At 73.5% G+C, this 19811-nt stretch carries 19 protein-coding genes; 11 read left to right on the top strand and 8 right to left on the bottom strand.

The genetic code is table 11. The features are described 5' to 3' along the window. Positions 1-35: 35 nt before the first annotated feature. The gene (locus tag ABTY56_RS31700) at positions 36-743 is read right to left on the bottom strand and encodes a 4'-phosphopantetheinyl transferase family protein (RefSeq protein ID WP_350632804.1); all 708 of its coding nucleotides are present in this window, start codon (positions 741-743) and stop codon (positions 36-38) included. Between the two features lie 287 nt (positions 744-1030). On the opposite strand from ABTY56_RS31700, the gene ABTY56_RS31695 reads away from it, so the two are divergent. Continuing rightward, positions 1031-2497 (top strand): choice-of-anchor A family protein, encoded by a 1467-nt coding sequence (locus ABTY56_RS31695; protein WP_350632803.1) that lies wholly within the window; start codon positions 1031-1033, stop codon positions 2495-2497. A 189-nt stretch (positions 2498-2686) separates the two neighbouring features. Here the strand turns inward: ABTY56_RS31695 and ABTY56_RS31690 are convergent, their stop codons facing one another. After that, entirely contained in the window at positions 2687-3316 is a 630-nt protein-coding gene (locus ABTY56_RS31690; RefSeq protein WP_350632802.1) for a TetR family transcriptional regulator, read from the bottom strand. A gap of 76 nt (positions 3317-3392) precedes the next feature. Here ABTY56_RS31690 and ABTY56_RS31685 point away from each other — a divergent pair, with 76 nt between their 5' ends. Beyond that, the gene (locus ABTY56_RS31685; protein ID WP_350632801.1) at positions 3393-4346 is read left to right on the top strand and encodes a hypothetical protein; all 954 of its coding nucleotides are present in this window, start codon (positions 3393-3395) and stop codon (positions 4344-4346) included. Here the strand turns inward: ABTY56_RS31685 and ABTY56_RS31680 are convergent. The 3 genes from ABTY56_RS31680 to ABTY56_RS31670 all read right to left on the bottom strand — a co-directional run bounded on the left by ABTY56_RS31680 (position 4343) and on the right by ABTY56_RS31670 (position 7088). Then, positions 4343-4840 carry a F0F1 ATP synthase subunit B family protein gene (locus ABTY56_RS31680; RefSeq protein ID WP_350632800.1) on the bottom strand — a complete coding sequence of 166 codons (498 nt, stop codon included), beginning with the start codon at positions 4838-4840 and terminating at the stop codon, positions 4343-4345. The two genes, ABTY56_RS31685 and ABTY56_RS31680, sit on opposite strands and share 4 nt — an antisense overlap. A gap of 167 nt (positions 4841-5007) precedes the next feature. Further along, a complete protein-coding gene (gene kynU, locus ABTY56_RS31675) occupies positions 5008-6234 on the bottom strand; it encodes a kynureninase (RefSeq protein ID WP_350632799.1) in 1227 nt (408 codons plus the stop codon). A 23-nt stretch (positions 6235-6257) separates the two neighbouring features. Further along, the gene (locus tag ABTY56_RS31670; protein ID WP_350632798.1) at positions 6258-7088 is read right to left on the bottom strand and encodes a tryptophan 2,3-dioxygenase; all 831 of its coding nucleotides are present in this window, start codon (positions 7086-7088) and stop codon (positions 6258-6260) included. Positions 7089-7305: 217 nt separating this feature from the next. Between ABTY56_RS31670 and ABTY56_RS31665 the strand changes: the two genes are divergently transcribed. Then, positions 7306-7740: an Lrp/AsnC family transcriptional regulator gene (locus ABTY56_RS31665; protein ID WP_350632797.1), complete on the top strand. Its 435-nt coding sequence runs from the start codon at positions 7306-7308 to the stop codon at positions 7738-7740. A 72-nt stretch (positions 7741-7812) separates the two neighbouring features. Then, positions 7813-8352 (top strand): NADPH-dependent FMN reductase, encoded by a 540-nt coding sequence (locus ABTY56_RS31660; protein ID WP_350632796.1) that lies wholly within the window; start codon positions 7813-7815, stop codon positions 8350-8352. A 37-nt stretch (positions 8353-8389) separates the two neighbouring features. Here the strand turns inward: ABTY56_RS31660 and ABTY56_RS31655 are convergent, their stop codons facing one another. Further along, positions 8390-9025, bottom strand: a complete 636-nt coding sequence (locus ABTY56_RS31655; protein WP_350632795.1) for a MarC family protein — start codon at positions 9023-9025, stop codon at positions 8390-8392. 271 nt (positions 9026-9296) lie between these two features. Between ABTY56_RS31655 and ABTY56_RS31650 the strand changes: the two genes are divergently transcribed. The 3 genes from ABTY56_RS31650 to ABTY56_RS31640 all read left to right on the top strand — a co-directional run bounded on the left by ABTY56_RS31650 (position 9297) and on the right by ABTY56_RS31640 (position 12814). Then, positions 9297-9857: a DoxX family protein gene (locus tag ABTY56_RS31650; protein ID WP_350632794.1), complete on the top strand. Its 561-nt coding sequence runs from the start codon at positions 9297-9299 to the stop codon at positions 9855-9857. A 154-nt stretch (positions 9858-10011) separates the two neighbouring features. Then, positions 10012-10707, top strand: coding sequence for an FxLYD domain-containing protein (locus tag ABTY56_RS31645; protein ID WP_350632793.1), 696 nt, complete (start codon positions 10012-10014; stop codon positions 10705-10707). A 289-nt stretch (positions 10708-10996) separates the two neighbouring features. Further along, positions 10997-12814 (top strand): glycosyl hydrolase family 18 protein, encoded by a 1818-nt coding sequence (locus ABTY56_RS31640; protein ID WP_350632792.1) that lies wholly within the window; start codon positions 10997-10999, stop codon positions 12812-12814. A 160-nt stretch (positions 12815-12974) separates the two neighbouring features. On the opposite strand, the gene ABTY56_RS31635 is transcribed toward ABTY56_RS31640, so the two are convergent. After that, positions 12975-13556, bottom strand: coding sequence for a MarR family winged helix-turn-helix transcriptional regulator (locus tag ABTY56_RS31635; RefSeq protein WP_350632791.1), 582 nt, complete (start codon positions 13554-13556; stop codon positions 12975-12977). Between the two features lie 156 nt (positions 13557-13712). Between ABTY56_RS31635 and ABTY56_RS31630 the strand changes: the two genes are divergently transcribed. The 4 genes from ABTY56_RS31630 to ABTY56_RS31615 all read left to right on the top strand — a co-directional run bounded on the left by ABTY56_RS31630 (position 13713) and on the right by ABTY56_RS31615 (position 18424). Further along, positions 13713-15002: an MFS transporter gene (locus tag ABTY56_RS31630; protein ID WP_350632790.1), complete on the top strand. Its 1290-nt coding sequence runs from the start codon at positions 13713-13715 to the stop codon at positions 15000-15002. 171 nt (positions 15003-15173) lie between these two features. Next, positions 15174-16787, top strand: a complete 1614-nt coding sequence (locus ABTY56_RS31625; RefSeq protein ID WP_350632789.1) for a dolichyl-phosphate-mannose--protein mannosyltransferase — start codon at positions 15174-15176, stop codon at positions 16785-16787. Then, positions 16787-17563 carry an ABC transporter permease gene (locus ABTY56_RS31620; RefSeq protein WP_350632838.1) on the top strand — a complete coding sequence of 259 codons (777 nt, stop codon included), beginning with the start codon at positions 16787-16789 and terminating at the stop codon, positions 17561-17563. Before ABTY56_RS31625 ends, ABTY56_RS31620 begins: the two co-directional genes overlap by 1 nt. Positions 17564-17836: 273 nt before the next feature. Further along, entirely contained in the window at positions 17837-18424 is a 588-nt protein-coding gene (locus ABTY56_RS31615; RefSeq protein ID WP_350632837.1) for a TMEM165/GDT1 family protein, read from the top strand. A 71-nt stretch (positions 18425-18495) separates the two neighbouring features. On the opposite strand, the gene ABTY56_RS31610 is transcribed toward ABTY56_RS31615, so the two are convergent. Then, positions 18496-19698 (bottom strand): peptidoglycan-binding domain-containing protein, encoded by a 1203-nt coding sequence (locus ABTY56_RS31610; RefSeq protein WP_350632788.1) that lies wholly within the window; start codon positions 19696-19698, stop codon positions 18496-18498. Positions 19699-19811 lie beyond the last annotated feature (113 nt).

Genomic DNA, 19811 nt, shown 5'->3' with positions numbered 1-19811 from the left:
CCCCGCGAGGGCTCCCGTCACACGAGGGTGGCCGGTCAGCCCGCCGCCGTCAGTTCCACGATCCGCGGCGCCGCGGTGCTGACCGCCGCGACGGCGGCGCCGTGCTCCGGGTCGGTCCAGTCGAGCAGGTGCAGGTCCTCGTGCCGGCTGCGCAGCGGCGCGCCCGGCGGTACGGCCAGGGGCAGGGCGGAGAGGTCGATCCGGCCGAGGGTGTCCAGGGTGGCCCGCCCGATCTTGATCAGCGATTCCTTGCGCACCCACAGCCGCAGGAACGCCCGCTCAGGCTCCGGGTCCGCCTCGACCAGGGCGAGCTCCTCCGGGGCCAGCACCCGGCGGGCGACCGCGCCCAGCGAGCCGCCCCGGGCGGACAGCTCGACGTCCACGCCGATCTGCTGGTGACCGGCGCCCGCGGCGACCACGCCCTTGGTGTGCGAGAGGCTCACGTGCACCCCGGGGTGGTCCGGCAGGTACGGCTTGCCGTGGTCGGCGAGCCCGCAGTCGGGGCACTGCTGGGCGAGCACCAGGCCGGCCGCCGGGACGCCGAGCAGCCGGGCGGCGCAGAGCCGGACGAGCAGGTGCCCGGCGGTGAAGTCGACCCGCCCGGACTCGTGCCGGAAGCGCGCGGCGCGCTCCCGTTCGAGGGCGGTCAGCAGGTGCTCGCCCGCCTCGGGGTGCCGCAGCACGGCGTCGGCGGACGCGACGGCGACGAGCGGCGCGCTCTGGTCCTGGGCCTCGGTGGTCATGCCTCCAACCTAGCTCCACGCCGGGATCCGTCGGCGGGGTCATCGGTGGGCTCATCGGCTGGTGGCCGAGGCCCGGGCACTGCTGCGCCGTTCGGATGCGTTCCCGGATCCGATCCGAGGGTCCCCGGGGTGTGAATGGTCCGGTTCGGGGTTGGATGCCCCGGATATGTGGGATTGACGGCAGATAACACGGAACATGGCAGGTCATCCGGCCTGCCCTTTTCTTATGCGCGGAGGAATTGTCGATGGGTCAGGCCACCGGTTCGCCGGATCACAGAACGACCGCCGTGAGAACGCCCGCCACCGGCGGCCGTCGGGCCCTCCGGGTGGCGGTGGCGACCGCCGTCGCCGCGCTGCCGCTGGCCGCCGTGCTGACGGTCGGTTCGGCCGCTCCGCTGGCCCCGCCGCTGGGCGCCTGCACCGGGCCCGACTGCCCGGCCACCTGGCCGCCGCCGAACAACGGCGACTTCACCGGGCGGGACTCCGGCATCAACGTCTTCACCGGCGGCGACTACACCGTGAACGGCCGCGCCGCCGAGGCCGAGGGCAAGATCGTCACGCTGGGGAACCTGACCGTCGAGAAGGACGGCGGCGGCGTCTACAACATGGGCGTCGTCGGCGTCGGCTCGCGCGTGGTACCGCCCGACGGCAGCGACTTCGTGACCGCCGGCGGGAACGTCGACGTCATGCGGGGCAACCGCCTCCTGATCGGCGGCAGTGACGCGCACGGCCTGGCCTTCGGCAACCTGCGCCACGCGGGCAGGGTCACCGGCACCGTCAACATCGACCCCACCGGCCAGTCGATCCGGGACGCCGACGCCGCCGCGCCGTACCGGGCGGTGCTGACCCGGATCGAGGAGACCTCCGACTGCGTCGGGCGGGCCGCCGCGACCGGGACCGTCGAGATCTCCTCCAGCACGGCGACCTTCACCGGCGACGGGACCGGCATGAAGCAGGTCTTCAACGTCACCCGGAACCTCGCCTCGCCGACCGGCGGGCAGATCGGCCTGGTCTTCGCCGGCATCCCGGCCGGCGCCACCGTCGTGGTGAACATGCTCGGTGACGGTCCGGTCATCAACACCTACACGGGCACCGCCCTGGCGGGCGACCAGACCACCGGGATGCGCTCGAAGCTGATGTACAACTTCCCGACCGCGACCTCGGCCCGGATCCTCGGCAGCGCCCAGTTCCAGGGCTCGGTCCTGGCCGGGAACCCGGGCGGCACCACGACCATCGCCCAGGCGGGCATGAACGGTCGGGTGTACCTGGCCGGCAGCCTGATCCACACCGGCACGGGCGGCTACGAGATCCACAGCTACCCGTTTGACGGGGACCTGCCGGAGTGCACGGTGACGCCCAGCCCGTCGCCGACTTCATCCTCGCCGTCGCCGACCTCCTCGCCGACCTCGCCGGCTCCGACGTCCCCGTCCCCCACCTCGCCGCACCCGACGCGGCCGCATCCGACCTCGCCGCGCCCGACCTCGCCTTCGCCCACGCCACCGGCGCCGACCTCCCCCAGTCCGAGCCACCACCACTCGCCCTCGGCCGGCGCCTCGACCTCGAGCGCGGGTCCGGCCCCGACCAGCGACCACCCGACCTGGCACCCGAGCGGGCACCACCCCGGTGAGGGCGGTGAGTTGCCCTCCACCGGCGCGGGCAACGCCCCGGTGGTCTTCGGCTTGGCGGGCGCCGGTCTGCTCGGTCTCGGCGGTCTGGCCGTGATGGCCGCCCGTCGTCGCGGCCGCCACAGCTGAGGGCCGGTACGGGAGAGCCGAACGGCTGGTCGGCGGACGAGCGGATCAGCCGACCATCTGACCTCCGGACCACCTGACCTCCGGACCACCTGACCCCCGGACCACCTGAACATCTGGACACCTGACCAACGGCCCAGGCCGCCCGAGTCGATCCGACCGGGCGGCCCGGGCCGTTCCCGGGTGCCGGCCCTACCGCCCCGCCGGGTAGTGCGCGAGCCCCGAGGCGAGCAGGTCGAAGGCGCGCTCCACCGCTGCCCGGACCCTGGTCCGGACCGCCTCGGCGGGTTCGCCGGCCACCATGGCCCGCCGGATCTCGCCGAGCACCGCGCGGTGGGCCCCGGCGATGGCCCCGGCCACCACGCGGGGGAGCGGGTCGTCCGCTGCGGCCCCTGCCTCCTCGGCCAGGGCGGCCGCCAGCGCCGCCTCGGCCCGCTCGCCGAGGTCCAGCAGCCGGGCCCGCAGTGCCGGGCTGTCCGCGATGATCTGCCAGAACGCCGCCATCCGCGGGCTCAGTCCGATCGTCGGCTCCCCGTCCGCGAGCGCGGCCAGCAGGTCCGCCCGGACGGCGGCCGCGGCGGAACTGCCGGGCGGGCGGTGCCGGACCACCTCGGCGAGGTGCGCGACCACCGCGTCCTGCCGGTCGAAGAACAGGTCCTCCTTGGTCGGGAAGTAGTTGAAGACCGTGTTCGGCGAGACCCCGGCGGCCCGGGCCACCTCGACCACCGTGACCCGGTCGAAGCCGCGCTCGGCGAACAGGCCCATGGCGGTGTCGGCCAGGAGCTCCCGGGTCTGCTGCTTCTTGAGTTCACGGAGTCCCATGGCCGGATCCTACGCCAGGAGCATGGTGTCACACCAAACTTGCGGTGACACCAAAAATATCCGCTACGGTGGCGGCATGACATTCACCTTCGGCATCTACCCCGGCGGACTGCTCGGTGACGACACCGGCCTGATCGCTCCCGTCCGCCCCGACGACCCGGCGCAGATCACCGAGGCCCTGCGTGAACTCCAGGGTGGGGCAAGCGAGTTCCTGGTCCGCGCCTACCGTTCGTACGGGGATCCCGGGCGCGCCCCCGAGCGGCCCGAGCAGTATGCCGCCGAGGGCCGGAAGCTCGATCTGGTGCTCCAGTACCGCGACCGCAGCGGGGAGTCGGCGGGCTGGCTGGACTTCGTCCGGAGCACGGTCCGGGCCGAGGGCCACCGCATCGCCGTGCTCCAGATCTGCGAGGAGCCCAACCTCGACCTGCCGCCCGTGGACGGCAGCATCCCGAACGTCCGCCGGGCGCTGGTGGAGGGCGTGGTCGCGGCCAAGGAGGAGGCGCTGGCCTGCGGGTTCGACCGGCTGGCCGTCGGCTTCAACGCGGTGCCGTCCTTCGACCCCGGGGACACCTTCTGGTCCGAGCTCGGAAAGCTCGCCGACGAGCGCTTCCACCGCGCCCTGGACTACGTCGGCGTGGACTTCTTCCCGGACGTCTTCCGGCCCGTCCCGCCGGACGGACTCGCCGACGCGGTGCGGGCGGTGGTCACCGCCTTCCGTCGCGACTGGCTGCCCCGGGCCGGCATCGGGCCCGCCGTCCCGCTGCGGGTCTGCGAGAACGGGTGGCCCACCGGCCCCGGGCGGAGCGAGGCGCGGCAGTCCGAGGTGGTCGAGGAGGTGGTCCGGACGGTGGTCGGGCTGGCCTCCGAACTCACCGTCACCGGCTACACGTTCTTCGCCCTGCGCGACGCCGACAGTGCCGGCGCAGGGCTGTTCCACCAGTTCGGTCTGCTGCGCGACGACTACTCGCGCAAGCCGGCCTTCGGCACCTACCGGCGGCTGGTGGCCGAACTGACCGTTCCGGTGGGCTAGTTCGTCTCGAAGAAGCGGTCCACCGTCCGGCGCCGGGCGGCGACGTCGTGCACCGGCTCGCCGATCACCCGCCCGGCCAGGACGACGGCCAGCTCGCCGACGTCCTGCCGGAGCAGGTCGGCCGCCGCGGCCCGGTCGGCGGCGATCCGCGCGCGGCCGGCGGCGAGCAGGGCGTCCCGGGTGCGCAGGCCCTCGGCGCGCGCCGCGGCGATGGCCGCCGCGCCGCGCTCGGCGTGGTCCTCCCGGATCCGGGCGGCCTCGTGCCGGGCCTGCGCCAGTTCCCGTAGGTGGGCGTCCCGGACGGCGTCGGCCTCGGCGTGCAGGGCCTCCGCGCGTTCCATCCGGCCCTCGGTGGCCTCCCGGCGCTCGGCCTGCACCCGCTCGATGCGGGGGAGCAGGTGCCGGCCGAGAGCCCAGAGGACCAGGAAGAACAGCGCCAGGCCGAGGCCCAGCGGGAGCGGTTCGGGCTTGAGCGGGCCGAGTTCGAGGTTCACGCGACCTCCCCTTGGTCTGACGTGCCGTCAAGCGTCAGCTTCCCCCGGGTCGATGCTGATCGAACTCGGCGCGGGCATGACGTTCGTCACGATGCCGCGCCGGCCCCCGGCCCACTGCCGCAGTGGGCCGGGGGCCGGACCCGACGTCCGCAGCCGGTCGGACCTCCCTACGTCACCTCGCCCCGGCGGGAGAAGCGCTCCGCCCGCCACTCGCCGCTCTCCAGCACGTCGGCCAGCTGCCGGGCGGCGTCCCAGACCTCGGTGTACGAGAGGTAGAGCGGGGTGAAGCCGAAGCGCATCAGGTCCGGCGCGCGGAAGTCGCCGATCACCCCGCGCTCGATCAGCGCCTGCACCACCGGGTAGCCGTCGGCGTGCCGCAGGGCGACCTGGCTGCCGCGCCGGGCGTGCTCGCGCGGGGTCACCACCTCGATGCCGTCCAGGCCCTCGGTCATCGCGATGAACAGGTCGGTCAGCGCCAGGCTCTTCGCCCGCACCGCCGCGAGGTCGGCCCGCTCCCAGACGTCGAGTGAGGCGCCGAGGGCGGCCTGGCCGAGCAGCGAGGGCGAGCTGGTCAGGAAGCGGCCGATGCCCTGCTTGGGGTCGTACCCGGGCTCGAAGGCGAACGGGCGGGCGTGCCCGAACCAGCCGCTCAGCGGCTGCACCGGACCGGCCGCCAGGTGGCGCTCGGCGACGTACAGGAAGGCCGGGGAGCCGGGGCCGCCGTTCAGGTACTTGTAGGTGCAGCCGATCGCGAAGTCCACGTTCGCGGCGCCGAGTTCGACCGGCAGCGCGCCCACCGCGTGGCAGACGTCCCAGATCATCAGCGCGCCCGCGGCCTGCACCCGGGCGGTGATCCCGGGCATGTCCAGCAGTTCGCCGGTGCGGTAGTCCACGTGCGAGAGGACGACCGCGGCGACGTCCCCGTCCAGGTGCCGGTCCAGCTCCTCCGGCCGGATCAGCACGCTGCGCGCGCCCTCGACCAGGCCGGTCACGCCCTCGGCGATGTACAGGTCGGTCGGGAAGGCCTCGGCGTCGCCGAGCACGGTGCGCCGGCCCGGACGCAGGCCCAGCGCGGCCGCCAGCACCTTGAACAGGTTGACCGAGGTGGTGTCGCAGACGACCACCTCCGCCGGATCGGCCCCGATCAGCGGCGCGATCCGCCGGCCCAGCCGGTACGGCTGCTCGAACCAGCCGGCGTCGTTCCAGCTGCGGATCAGCTCCCGGCCCCACTCCTCCTCGACCACCTGGCGCACCCGCTCCGGCGTGCGCACCGGCAGCGCGCCCAGCGAGTTGCCGTCCAGGTAGATCACCCCGTCCGGCAGCGCGAACTCCTTGCGGAACGCCGCCAGCGGGTCGACGGCGTCCAGCGCCTCGCACTCCTCGCGCGTGGTCATGCCCATTCCCTCGTTCCCCTCGCTCACAGCTCGTCCCGGATCGTCCACAGCTCCGGGAACACGTCCTGCTCGGCGGACTTGCGCAGCCAGGTCAGCCCGCTGGAGCCGCCCGAGCCGGGCTTGCCGCCCATGGTCCGCTTGACCGCGGACAGGTGTCGCTGGCGCCAGCGGGTGACCCGCTCGGCGACGTCCAGCAGGGCCTCGCCGAGCGGCTGCAGCGCGGCGAACTCCGGCTCGCTGTACACCCGGCGCCAGGCCGCCGCGACCTCCTCGGACGGGCGGTAGCGCTGCTCGGAGTGCGCCGGGCTCAGCTCCAGGCCGCGCCGTGCCAGCAGCGCCAGCGCCTCGTCGTACAGGCCGGGGGAGCGCAGGGCCCCGACCAGGTCGTCCTGGGTGCCCGGCATGCCGTCGTACATCTTCAGCAGCGCGGCGTTCTTGTTGCCGAGCAGGAACTCCAGGTGCAGGAAGGCCGCGGACTGGAAGCCGGAGGCCTCGCCGAACAGCGAGCGGAAGGAGTTGAACTCCTGCGGCGTCATGGTGGCCAGCAGGTCCCAGGACTCCACCAGCACGTCCTGCGCGTGGGTGCCCCGGCGCAGCGCGGCGAGCGCGGCGGGCAGGTCGTCCTCGCGCAGCGCCTGCCGGGCTGCCGTCCACTCGTGCCGGATCAGGTCGAAGAGCAGCTCCATGACCTGGGTGGCGACGATGAAGGACAGCTCGGCGGGCTCCTTGCTGCGCGGGTGCTGCAGGCTGTGCAGCTCGTCCAGCCGGACGTACTGGGCGTACGGGGTGCTCCGACCCGGTGTTCCGCCCCGACCGAACGACAGGTTGGGTGTCTCCACCGTGTCGTGCCCCATCCCGATGCCTCCTGATCCGTCCGGGCCCCGTCGCCCGCTCCGGTGAACCAGACGGACTGCCTGGTTCCACCGGGTGCCCATTGTGCGGTGGGGACGGCCCCCGCTTGAATGGTCGACGGATACCGCAACCGCCTTCGGAGCTGTCGTTCACGAGGCGTTCGGCGGATTCGCTTTACGAATGAAAATCACTTGATCCCGATCGCTTGGGGAGCCCGCCATGGACGCCGTCGACCGCCGCCTGCTGGCCGAGCTGCAGGCCGACGCCCGGCTCTCGTACAACGAACTCTCCCGCCGGGTGAGCCTGTCCGCACCCGCGGTGGCCGAACGGGTCCGCCGCCTGGAGTCCGAGGGGGTGATCAGCGGCTACCACGCCCACGTGGACCCGACCCGGGCCGGACTGCCGATCACCGCGCTGGTGCAGATCCAGTGCTACGGCCCGCGCTGCGTGCTGCGCGACCCGGAGGTGGCGACCTGGCCGGAGGTGCTCCAGCTGCACCGGGTCACCGGCGGGGCCTGCTGCGTGCTGCTGGTCGCGGTGCCGACGATGGCCGAGTTCGAGGCGCTGTGCGACCGGCTCGGCGGCTACGGCCAGCCGTCCAGCTCGATGATCCTCTCCAGCCCGGTGCCGTGGCGGCCGCTGGCGCCGCGCTGACCGGCGCCGTCGGCGGCCGGGGTGGACGGGCGCCTGGCCTTGACGCGGGCGTCAAGGAGTAGGTTCCACCGCATGTCGAACGAGCGCCACATCCTGCTGCTGCCGGGGAGTCTGCGGGCCGGCTCCACCAACGAGACCGTGCTGCGCACCGCGGTCGCCGTGGCCGCCGCCGCCCCGGGCCTGCGGACCACGTACTACACCGGGCTGGCCGGGCTGCCGCACTTCAACCCGGACCACGACACCGAGCCGCTGCCCGGCCCGGTGGCCGCGCTGCGGGCCGCGATCGAGGCGGCCGACGCGCTGCTGATCTGCACGCCCGAGTACGCCGGGACGCTGCCGGGCTCGTTCAAGAACCTGCTGGACTGGACGGTCGGCGGCGTGGAGATCTCGGACAAGCCGGCCGCCTGGATCAACGCCGCCGGGCCCGGCCGCGGCGGGGGCGCCGAGGCGACCCTGCGCACCGTCCTCGGCTACACCGGCGCGGCCGTGGTGGACGAGGCCTGCGTCCGGATCCCGCTGGAGCGCGGGGCGATCGGCCCGGACGGGCTGGTCGCCGACCCGCGGGTGCGGGAGCGGATCGGCGAGGTGCTGGCGAGGCTGGCGGCGGCCTGAACGGTGGTCCGACCGACGGCCCGACCCGCGGCCGGGCTCAGTGCGCCTCGGGCAGGTGCACCCCGAGCCCGGCCAGGCCCGTCAGCACCAGCTCCACGCCGACCGCCGCCAGCAGCAGCCCGAGGAGTCGGGACAGCACCTCCAGCGAGGTCCGGTGGGTGCGCCGCATCAGCGGTGCGAGCAGGGCCACGCAGACGTAGTTGATCACCGTGACGGCCACGTACGCCGCGGCGACGGTGGCCTTCCACGCCCAGTCGTCCCGGTTGAGCGAGGCGACCAGCACGGCGGAGACCGCCAGCGGGCTGGCGATGTACGGCAGCAGCAGTTCGCGGATGCCGTCCACCAGCGGGTTCGACAGGTGCTCGTCCTCCTCGCTGCTGCCGCCGCCGAGGTGGACGCCGAAGACCAGCGCGACCGCGTAGACGAAGAAGATCAGCCCGCCCGCGAGCTGCAGCGACTGGTCGCTGATGTGGAAGAGGGTGCTGACCTCGTCCGCCGTGAACCCGAGCACCAGGCCGATCACCGCCGAGATGAACGTGCTCCACGCCGCCAGCCGCCGGAGCTCCCGGGCGCTGCGGGTGGTGGCCAGCCGGGCGAAGGCCAGCAGGGTCTTCGGGGGGCCGACCACGGCGAAGAAGGTGATGAAGGCGCTGCTCAGGTTGAAGACGAACATGCGCCCAGCATGACCGCGGCACCGCGGACGGCCGGTCCGCCACGCCCCGCGGCCGGGCGTGGCGTGGGTCTCCCCGGCCCGTTCCGCATCCCCGGTCGGCCGTTCATTCCCGACCGGGGGCGAATTCGCCCGGATGGCGGCCCCGGCTCGAACGCGCGGGCGCTCTCGGTTGCTATGGAGGCAGGACCGCCACGCCGGCGGGCCCCTCCGGCGCGACCGTCGGCGGGGTCCATCGGCAGGGACCACTCCGCCGCGGAATCGAGGAAGCGACATGTGCCTGAACCGTAAGGACCTGGGCCTGCTGGCCCTGCGCAGCGCGGTCGGCGGGGTGCTGATCGCGCACGGCACCCAGAAGCTGTTCGGCTGGTTCGGGGGCGGTGGCCTGGAGGGCACCACCCAGGCGATGGACCACATGGGCTTCCACCCGGCCCGGCAGAGCGCGGTCGCGGCCGGGCTCGGCGAGGCGGGCGGCGGCGCCCTGCTGGTCGTCGGGCTGGCCACGCCGGCGGCCGGCGCCGTGGTGGCCGGGACGATGGCGGCCGCGGTGGCGGTGCACGCCCCGGCCGGCTTCTTCGCCATGGGCGGCGGCTACGAGTACCCGGCCTTCCTCGGCACGACCGGGCTGGCGATCGGCCTGGCCGGTGCCGGGCGCTACTCGCTGGACCACGCGACCGGCCACCGCTTCGACCGGCCCGGGCTCGGCGTGCTGTCGTTCGTCGCGAGCGCCGCCGCCGCGTACGGCGTGATGGCGCGGCGCCGGCACGTGGTGCGACTGCGCGAGGAGCGGGCCGCGGTGGAGGCGGACGAGCAGGAGGGCTCCGGGCTGTCCTGACGGGCGGCGGGCCCGTCCGGCGGCCGGGCCGCGCGGTCACCCGGAGGCAGCAGCCCTGCTGGCGGCTGCCCCCGGGCCCTCGGAGGGTGGGCGGGGAGGCGAGCCGGACAGCCGGGCGCCGACCGGAACCGGCCGACCGGAATCGAGGGACCGCATGGACCGCCAGCCGCACACCCGGGTCACCGCACCGGGCGCGAAAGCCACCGCACCGGGCGCGAAAGCCGCCGCCCCGGGTGCGAGGGTCACCGCCCAGGACCTGGACGCGTCACCGCTGCGTCGCCGACGACCCGCCGTGGCAGGGGTGTTGACGGCCGCGCTGGTCGGCGCGGCCGCGCTGGCGGGCTGCTCCTCCGGCCAGAGCGCGAGCAGTGTGGCCTCCCAGGCGGTGTCCGCGGTGGGGAAGGGCGCCAGCGCCGCCGCCTCCGCCGCCTCGGCGCTGGCTTCGGCGGCGGGTGGGGCGGGTTCGGCACTGGCCTCGGTGGCGAGTGGGGCGGGTTCGGCGCTGGCCTCGGCGGAGGCGCGGGCGTCGGAGGCGGTGTCGGCGGCCTCCTCGGCGGTGTCCGGGGTCAAGGGCGGGCTGGACGCCAAGGGGGACGTGACGGTCGGGGCGGTGACCACCGGCACGGACAACAGGACCCAGGTGCAGCTGACCGTCACCAACCACGGCCAGCAGTCGTACAAGTACGTGATCCAGGTGAACTTCACCGACGAGTCCGGCAAGGTGGTCGACGCCACCGCGGTGACCGTCCCCGAGCTGGCCGCCGGGCAGAGCGTCCAGGCCGCCGCGCGCAGCAACCGGGAGCTCTCCGGCACGGTCAAGGCCGAGGTGGCCAACGCGATCCGGTACTGACGCCCGGTTCGGCGCGGGGGGTGGAACCTTAAGCGGGACTCAAGGCCCAACAGGACCCCTTGACGGGCGAGTTGGTCTAGTCCATTTTTAAGCCCAGGTGCAGGGAGCCCCTGAACCGGCGTCGACGGCCTGGTGCCGTCGGCGCCGGTTCGGCGCATCCCGGTGTCCGTCATGGCCTGAACCGCTCGTTCCCCCACCCTTTCCTGTCATGTCCCGGTCGTCCGGCCCCACCCCGGACGCGCGCCCCCGGGTCGGCGGGAACCCCCCCACAACCAGGAGTCACGCACGCATGCTGCGCTCACGCATCGAAAGGGCCGGGGCCCCGGCTCCGCAGGGCGGCCGCCGACGCCGTCCGAAGAGCCTGGCCGCCGTCGCGGCCGGCACCACCGCCTCCCTCCTGCTCGGCGCGGGCCTCGCGCTGTCCGGCGGCGGCGCGGCCAACGCCGCCACCACCAACTCCACCGGCGCGCCCGCCACCAGCGGCGGCATCAAGGTCGCCTACTTCGACCAGTGGTCGGTCTACGCGAACGGCTACTACCCCAAGACGATCCAGGACACCGGCGTGGCCGGGAAGCTGGACTACCTGATCTACGACTTCGCCAACATCCACCCGACCGACCTGGGGTGTTTCGAGGCCACCAAGGCCGCCGACACGAACGACAACAACCCCAACGCGGGTGACGGTGCGGGCGACGCGTTCGCCGACTACCAGAAGAGCTTCGGCGCGGACATCTCGGTCGACGGCGTCGGCGACGTCTGGAACCAGCCGATCGCGGGCAACTTCAACCAGCTGAAGAAGCTGAAGGCGAAGAACCCCAACCTCAAGGTCCTGATCTCGCTGGGCGGTTGGACCTACTCCAAGTACTTCTCGGCGGCGGCCGCCACGGACGCCTCGCGCAAGCACCTGGTGTCGTCGTGCCTCGACATGTTCATCAAGGGCAACCTGCCGACCGACGCCGGCTACGGCGGCGCGGGCTCGGCGGCCGGCGTCTTCGACGGTGTCGACATCGACTGGGAGTACCCGGGCGGCGGCGGCCACACCGGCAACATCTCCAGCCCGGCCGACAAGCAGAACTTCACGGCGCTGCTGAAGGAGTTCCGCACCCAGCTGGACGCGCAGGGCAAGACCGACGGCAAGACCTACGCCCTGTCGGCCGCGGTCGGCGCCGGCCAGGACAAGATCATGAACGTCGAGACCGACAAGGTCGGTCAGTACCTGACCTTCCTCGACGTCATGACCTACGACATGCACGGCGGTTGGGACGCGCAGGGTCCGACCAACCACCAGGCCCCGCTCTACTCCGGCCCGAACGACCCGTCGACCCCGGCCAAGCCGGGCAACGGCAAGTACTCGATCGACAACGCCGTCAAGGCGTGGACGGTCGGCGACGCGCAGTACGGCATCCCCGGCGGCTTCCCCGCCAACAAGATCAACATGGGTGTGCCGTTCTACTACCGCGGCTGGACCGGCGTGAAGGACAACGGCAAGCACGGTCTCTTCCAGCCCGCCGCGAGCCCGGCGGCCGGCGCGGCGATGTCCGGCAACGTCCCCGGCATCCAGATGTACAAGGAGCTCTCGGGCTTCGTCGACAACCCGTCCCGGACCTTCTGGGACGACGACGCCAAGGCCACGTACTTCTACGACGGCAACACCTTCTGGAGCGGTGAGGACACCAAGTCGATCCAGGCCAAGCTCGACTACGCGCACTGCAACGGCCTCGGCGGCTCCTTCGCCTTCTCGCTCTACGACCTCGGCACCAAGACCGGGCTGTTCGACACGATGGTGAACGCCACCAACGGCTCCGCCGCGGCCTGCCCGGCCCCGCCGACCGGCACGCCGACCCCGACCCAGACGCCGACCCAGACCCCCACCGGCACCCCGACGGGCACCCCCACCGGTACGCCGACGGGCACCCCGACCGGCACCCCGACCACGCCTGCCGGCTGCTCGGCCGCCCCGAGCTGGGACCCGAACGCCACCTACGCGGCCGGCGGCACCAAGGTCTCGTGGAAGGGCCACTACTACACCAACAAGTGGTGGACCAAGGGCGAGGACCCGAGCCTGAGCGGCCAGTGGGGCGTCTGGACCGACAACGGTCCCTGCTGACGACCCGAACCGCCGGGGGCCCGCCCGGCACTCGCGGCACCTGAAGGACATCGGTCCGGCCCGCCGGGGGAGCACCCCCGGCGGGCCGGACCCGTTCGTTCCCCGGCTCCTCGCCCCGCCCTCCCGGTCGCGGCCGTTCCGGCCCCGGGGCGTCGCCGGGTCAGTCCAGGTCGGCGGTGCGGCCGAGGGCGTCCGGCTGGCTCTCCTCGATCCGCCGCAGCATCCTGGCCAGCAGGCCGGAGAGCGCGGTGCGCTCCGGGCCCACGATGTCCTGGAGTAGCTCCTCCTCGAACACCGCCGCCATCCGCATCGACTCCAGCCACTTGTCGCGGCCGGTCTCGGTCAGCTCGATGATCACGCGCACCCGGTTGGACTCGTCCCGCTCCCGGGTGACCAGGCCGTCGGCCACCATCCGGTCGATCCGGTGCGTCATCGCCGCCGGGGTGAGTCCGAGCCGCTTGGCCAGCTCGCCCGGCCCCAGCCGGTACGGGCTGCCGGCGACCACCAGGGCCTTGAGCACCTCCCACTCGGCGGACGTGATTCCGAGCACGGTCAGCTGGCGGTCGTACGCCACGCCCATCCGCCGGGAGACCCGGTTGAGGGTCTGCACGATGGTCTCCACCTGGGGGTCCACGGTGGGGAACTCCCGCTGGTAGAGCGCCACTTGCTCGGCGATGCCGAGCTCCAGGGCGGTGGCCGGGGCGGGCTTGTCGGCCGCCGGCGCCGGCTTGTCCGTAGTCATGCGCACCAGTGTCGCACGAGGGTGCACTCCTTAAGCCTTTGACTCCGCAGCCTTCTGGTGCTAAGACTTTATCTCGTCAAACTTTAGCTCTGAAATCTTCTGGACTTAAGAGTATCCAGTCGAAGCCAGGAAGGGATGTGCACGGTGGTCGGCACGGTGAAGCAGCAGAGGCAGCGTCGCGGGGCGGGTGGCCCGCTGCGCCGGGTCCAGATCGGCAACGCGCTCAGTGCGTTCGGCAGCGGGTTCACGATGCCGTACATGTTCGTGTACGTGGACCAGGTGCGCGGGCTGGGCTCGCTGGCGGCCGGGATGGTGTTCACCGTCTTCGCGCTGGCGGCCCTCGCCGTGCTGCCGTTCACCGGGCGCGGCATCGACAGGTACGGCCCCCGTCCGGTGCTGCTGGCCGGTGCGGCGCTCGCCGCCACAGGCGCGTTCGCCTTCGGCCACGCCGCCGGCACCCCGGCCCTGCTGGTCGCCTCCTTCCTGTTCGGCGCGGGCGTCACCACCTGCCAGCCGGCGCTGGCCACGATGATCGTCCGCTGCTCGACGGCGGCGACCCGCTCGCACGCCTTCGCGCTGCAGTTCACCCTGGTCAACCTGGGCATGGGCATCGGCGCGCTGGTCGGCGGGCAGATCGTGAACGTCGCCGACCCGGCCAGCCTCACCCGGCTGTTCACCATCGAGGCGGCGACCTTCCTCGGCCTGGCCCTGGTCACCGGCACGGCCCGGATGCCGCGGTTCCAGCTGAGCGCCGTCCACGAGAAGGGCGACGGCCCGACCGGCCTGCGCGCGCTGGTCGCCGACAAGGCGATGCTGCGGCTCTGCCTGCTCGCCGGGCTGATCTTCTTCACCTGCTACGGCCAGTTCGAGTCCGGCGTCGCGGCCTTCGCCACCGACACCGTCGGCACCGCGCCGTCCACGCTGGGCTTCGCGATCGGCGCCAACGCGCTGACCATCGTGGTGCTGCAGATGTTCATGGTGCGGATCACCGCGCGCCGCCGCCGCACCACCGCGATGGCCGCGGCCGGCCTGGTTTGGCTCGGCGCCTGGGCGATGGCCCTGGTGGCCGGCCTGATCCGGACCGAGACCATGGCCGCCACGGTCGCCATCGTCTCGATCTACGCCCTCTTCGGCGTCGGCGAGTCGCTGCTCGCGCCCACCATGGGCCCGATGGTGGCGGACCTCGCCCCGGCCCGGCTGCTCGGCACCTACAACGCCGGCTACGCCCTGGTGAAGCAGATCGCGATCGCGGTCGGCCCGGCCGTCGGCGTGCTGCTGGTCGGCTCCGGCACCTGGCCGCTCTACCTGGCGGCGATGGCGGGCTCGACGCTGCTGATCGTCCTCCTGGCGCTGCGGCTGCGCCCGCACCTCACGCCGGAGCAGGACAACGCCGCCCCGGCCGCGGTCCGCGTCGTGCCGGTCCGGGAGCTGCAGACCGCCGCGTAGCGAAAGGGCACGTCCGAGCGTTCGAAACGGGCGCCGACCAGGTCACCTGGTCGGCGCCCGTCGCGCTTGGCTTCGCGACCACCGCCACATAGTGTCAGTGGCTGTTGACCGCCCGGACCAGGCCGCAGCGCCGGGGCCCGGGCAGAGCAGACAGGCGAAATCGGCGAGGCTATGACGCAAGCGGCGCTCACGCACCCCCCGGCGGCCCCGGCCCCGGCCGACCCCGCACCGGCCCCGCGCGCGGGCCTGGTCCGCTGGGCGGCCGACCGCTCCGGCTGGCTCGGGCCGATCGGCGTCGCGATCTTCGCCGGGCTGCTGCGGTTCTGGAACCTCGGCTACCCCAACGCCTTCGTCTTCGACGAGACGTACTACCCCAAGGACGCCTGGTCACTGCTCAAGCAGGGCTACGAGGCCAACTGGCCCGACCACGCCAACGCCGACATCCTGGCCGTCCCGCAGTCCGTCCCGCTCGGCTCCTCGCCCGAGTTCATCGCGCACCCGCCGCTCGGCAAATGGGTGATGGCGATCGGCGAGCAGCTGTTCGGTCTGCACCCCTTCGGCTGGCGGTTCATGACGGCGCTGCTCGGCACCGTCACCGTGCTGATGCTGGCCCGGATCGGCCGTCGGCTCTTCGGCTCCACCCTGATCGGCTGCACCGCCGCGCTGTTGATGGCGGTGGACGGCCTGCAGCTGGTGATGAGCCGGGTCGGCCTGCTCGACGGCATCCAGATGTTCTTCGTGCTCGCCTCCTTCGGCGCCCTGCTGATCGACCGCGACCACGCCCGCGCCCGGCTCGCCGAGGCCGCCGACGGTGACACCGTCCGGCTCGGGTGGCGTCCCTGGCGGATCGCCGCCGGGGTGCTGATCGGCGCGGCCTGCGCGGTCAAGTGGAACGGCGCCCCGATCCTCGCCGCCTTCGGCATCCTGACCGTCCTGTGGGACCAGGCCGGCCGCCGCGGGGCGGGCGCCCGTCGCCCCTGGCGCTCCATGCTGCGCCGGGACGCCGGGCCCGCCCTCCTCGCCATGGTGGGCTCCGCCCTGGTGGTGTACGTCGGCGCCTGGGGCGGCTGGCTGCTCAGCGGCGGCAGCGGTGAGGGCGGCTACGACCGGCACTGGGCCGACGGCCGCGCCGGGCTCTCCCCGGACAGCTTCCTCGGCGTCCCGCTGCCGCAGGTGTCGATGAGCTGGGTGCCCGCACCGCTGCGCAGCCTGTGGCACTACCACTCGCAGATGTACGACTTCAACACCGGCCTGAGCACCCCGCACACCTACCAGTCCAACCCCTTCGCCTGGCTCGTCGACGCCCGCCCGGTCTCCATGTACTGGGAGCAGATCCCGAACGGGACCCGCGGCTGCACCTCCTCCGGCGGCTGCGCGGCGCAGATCCTCGGCCTGGGCACGCCGTTCCTCTGGTGGGCGGCCTGCTTCGCGCTGGTCTACCTGCTGTGGCGCTGGTTCTTCCGGCGGGACTGGCGCTCGGGCGCGGTGCTGTGTGCGGTGGCCGGGATCTACCTGCCCTGGTTCCGGTACCAGGAGCGGACGATCTTCTCCTTCTACATGGTCGTGCTGGTGCCGTTCCTGTGCCTGGCAGTCGCCCAGATGCTCGGGGCGATGCTCGGCCCGGCCGGATCCAGCCCCCGGCGCCGCCGGATCGGCGCGATCGGGGCCGGGGCCGTGGTGCTGGCGATCGTCGGCTGCTTCGCCTTCTTCTACCCGCTGTACACCGCGGAGGTGATCCCGATGTCGTCCTGGCAGGACCGGATGTGGTTCACCAGCTGGATCTGATGGACCTTGCGGCGTCCGGCGGTCAGCTGCTGCCGGTCACCCCGGCGCTCGGGGTGGTCACCGCCGTCCTGCTGCTGGCCGCCGTCGCGGTGGCCGGGCGGGGGCGGCTCGGCTACGGGCACGCGGTGCTGCGGGCCGGGCTCCGTGCGGTGGTGCAGCTGGCGGCCGTCGCCGCGGTGATCACCTGGGTGGTCGGCTCGCTGTGGTGGTCGGCGCTGTTCGTGGTGCTGATGTTCGGTGTCGCGGTGCGCACGGCCGGGCGGCGGATGACCCCCGGACCGGGCTGGGTCTGGGCGGCCGCGCCGATCGGGGCCGGGGTGCTGCCGGTGCTCGTCCTGCTGCTGGGCGTCGGGCTGCTGCCGCCGAAGGGCCTGTCCGTCATCCCGGTCGCGGGCATCCTGATCGGCGGCGGGCTCACCGCGACCTCGCTGGCCGGGCGGCGGGCCCTGGACGAGCTGCGGCAGCGGCGCGGGGAGGTGGAGGCGGCGCTGGCGCTCGGCTTCGAGGAGCGCGACGCGCGGCTGGAGATCTGCCGCACGGCCGCGGCGACCTCGCTCGTCCCGGCCCTGGACCAGACCCGTACGGTCGGCCTGGTCACTCTGCCCGGGGCCTTCGTAGGGATGCTGCTCGGCGGGGCCTCGCCCGTCCAGGCGGGTGCGGTGCAGCTGTTCGTGCTGGTCGGGTTGCTGGCGGTGGAGTCGGTGGCGATCGTGGTGGTGCTGGAACTGGTCGGCCGGGGCCGCGTGACGGCGGGGGCACCGGGCGAAGGCCGATGACGGCCGAGGGCCGCCGACCGGTGCTCGCGGCCGGCAGTCGACCGAGCCGGGGCACCGGAAGGGGTCGGGTACCCTTGGGGACGTTGAAGGGGAGTAGCCCTCCACCGGACCGTCGACATACTGGCCCCCAGGGGCCCGGCGCCCGGGGCACCGCTCGCAGAGCGTTGCCGGCGAGACCTTCGGCCGCAGTGCTGTGACCATGACCAGTGCTGTCGGGCCGAAGCGTCCCCTGGCGGAGCTGCGAAGGCCGGGCAGCCCGACCGAGGAACCCCCCTGATGAGTCTGACCGTTGCCGTGTTGACCTTCGGCATCATCTTCCTGGCCGAACTGCCGGACAAGACCGCGCTGGCCAGCCTGGTGCTCGGTACCAAGTACCGGGCGAGCTACGTCTTCGCCGGCATCGCCGCCGCCTTCGCCCTGCAGGTGGGCATCGCGCTCGTCGCCGGGCACCTGCTGTCGCTGCTGCCGCACCGCTGGGTGGAGCTGGTCACCGGTGTGCTCTTCCTGGCGGGAGCGGCGATGCTGCTGTTCCACGGCGGTGGGGACGAGGACGAGCACGCGGCCAAGGAGCCGTCCTCGAACAGCTTCTGGAAGGTGGCCGGGGCAAGCTTCGTGGTCGTTGCGATCGCCGAGTTCGGTGACCTGACCCAGATCATGACCGCCAACCTGGCCGCCAAGTACGCCGATCCGCTGGCCGTCGGAATCGGCTCCTGGCTGGCGCTCTGCGCCGTCGGCGGGATCGCCATCGTGGGCGGGCAGAAGCTGCTCAAGTACGTGCCCATGAAGCTGATCATCCGGGTGGCGGCGGCGATCATGCTGGTGCTGGCGGCCGTCAGCATCGTCGGGGCGATCACCGGCTGACGCCCCGGGGACGGCGAACGGGCGGTGCCTGCCGGTCGGCAGGCACCGCCCGTTCTCGCGTGGCCGCGCCGTCAGCAGCCCGGGTCGGCCGTGAGGACGGCCTGGGTCTTCGGGCCGTAGACGTCGTTCTCGCCCTTGATGTGGTTCTCGCGCTGGTAGTCGGCGAGCACCGACCGGGTCCAGTAGTCGAAGGTGCCGGTGATGATCGACTTGTCGACGAATCCGCATTCGGCGGCGTAGAGGCGCTGCTGCATGTCCCGGACGTCGGGCCCGCTCATCCCCAGCTTCAGCAGCCGCGGCGTGGGCGTCGGGGTCGGGGTGGGCGTCGGCGTCGGCGTGGGGGTCGGTGTGGGCGTCTGGACCGGGGCCGACGTCGGCGTCGGGGTGGGGGTCGGCGTCGGAGTGGCCGACTTCGTCGGCGTCGGCTTGCGGGTGGCCGTCGCCGACGGGCTCGGCACCTCGCTGGTCGGCGCCGACGTGGTCGCGGTGGGGACCGCCGAGGGAGCCGGGTCCACCGGCGCGGGTGCCAGGGTGGTGGTCGGCAACGGCTGCGCCTGCTTGGCGTCCGGCTCGGAAGAGGGCGTCACGGCGTACGCGACACCGATGGTGAGCGCCACCAGCGCGGCGCCGACGCCGACGAGCAGCCCCTTGCGTTCGGTCAGCGGGTTCTTGGCGGCCTGGTCGGCCGCCCGGCGCGCGGCCCGCCCGCCGGTGTCCTGCGGGCCGGGCTCGGGCGGGGCGTTGTCGAAGGGGAACAGGCCGATCTCGTGCCCGGCTCCGAGCCCGGTCTCGTACCCGGCTCCGTGCCCGGTCTCGTACCCGGCTCCCTGCCCGGTCCCGTGCCGTGCGGGGGACTGCGGCGGCCCTGCCGCGTACGCGCCCGGCCCGGAGGTCGGCACCGGGGGCAGCACCGTGGTGGCGTAGGCGTCGGCGTCCGGGCCGAGCGGGCGCTGCCCGGGGTGGACCGGCGGCAGCACCGTGGTGGCGTAGGCGTCCGCGTCCGGCCCGAGCGGCGCGGTGACCGGCCCGCCCGGAGGGAACGGCTGCCCCGGCGCGGTGGGCGGCAGTACGGCGGTCGCGAACGGGTCCACGGTCGGGGCGTGCGCCGGGCGTTCCTCGGCCACCTGGTCGGCGGTCTGCGGGACGTACGGGCGGACCAGCGGCGGGCCCTCGATGTGGGGGAGGACGGCGGTCTCGGTGAGGCTCGGGTCCGGGACGCAGCCGCACCCGGCTGAGCGTGCGGTGCCGCACGTCGGGCAGTGCTGGTCCGGCATCGGCCGGTCCTCCTCGGTTTCGGGTCGGGCTCGTCTGCGGTTTCGGTGGCGTCCGGGCGGGGCCCGGGCGCACGATCGCGCCTGATTATGCAGGACCGCCCGGAGGGTGGACA

This window comes from Kitasatospora sp. NPDC097691 (assembly GCF_040302665.1).
GTDB lineage: Bacteria > Actinomycetota > Actinomycetes > Streptomycetales > Streptomycetaceae > Kitasatospora.
The sequence above is the reverse complement of the archived record's forward strand: the minus strand, read 5'-3'. Positions and strand labels throughout refer to the sequence as shown.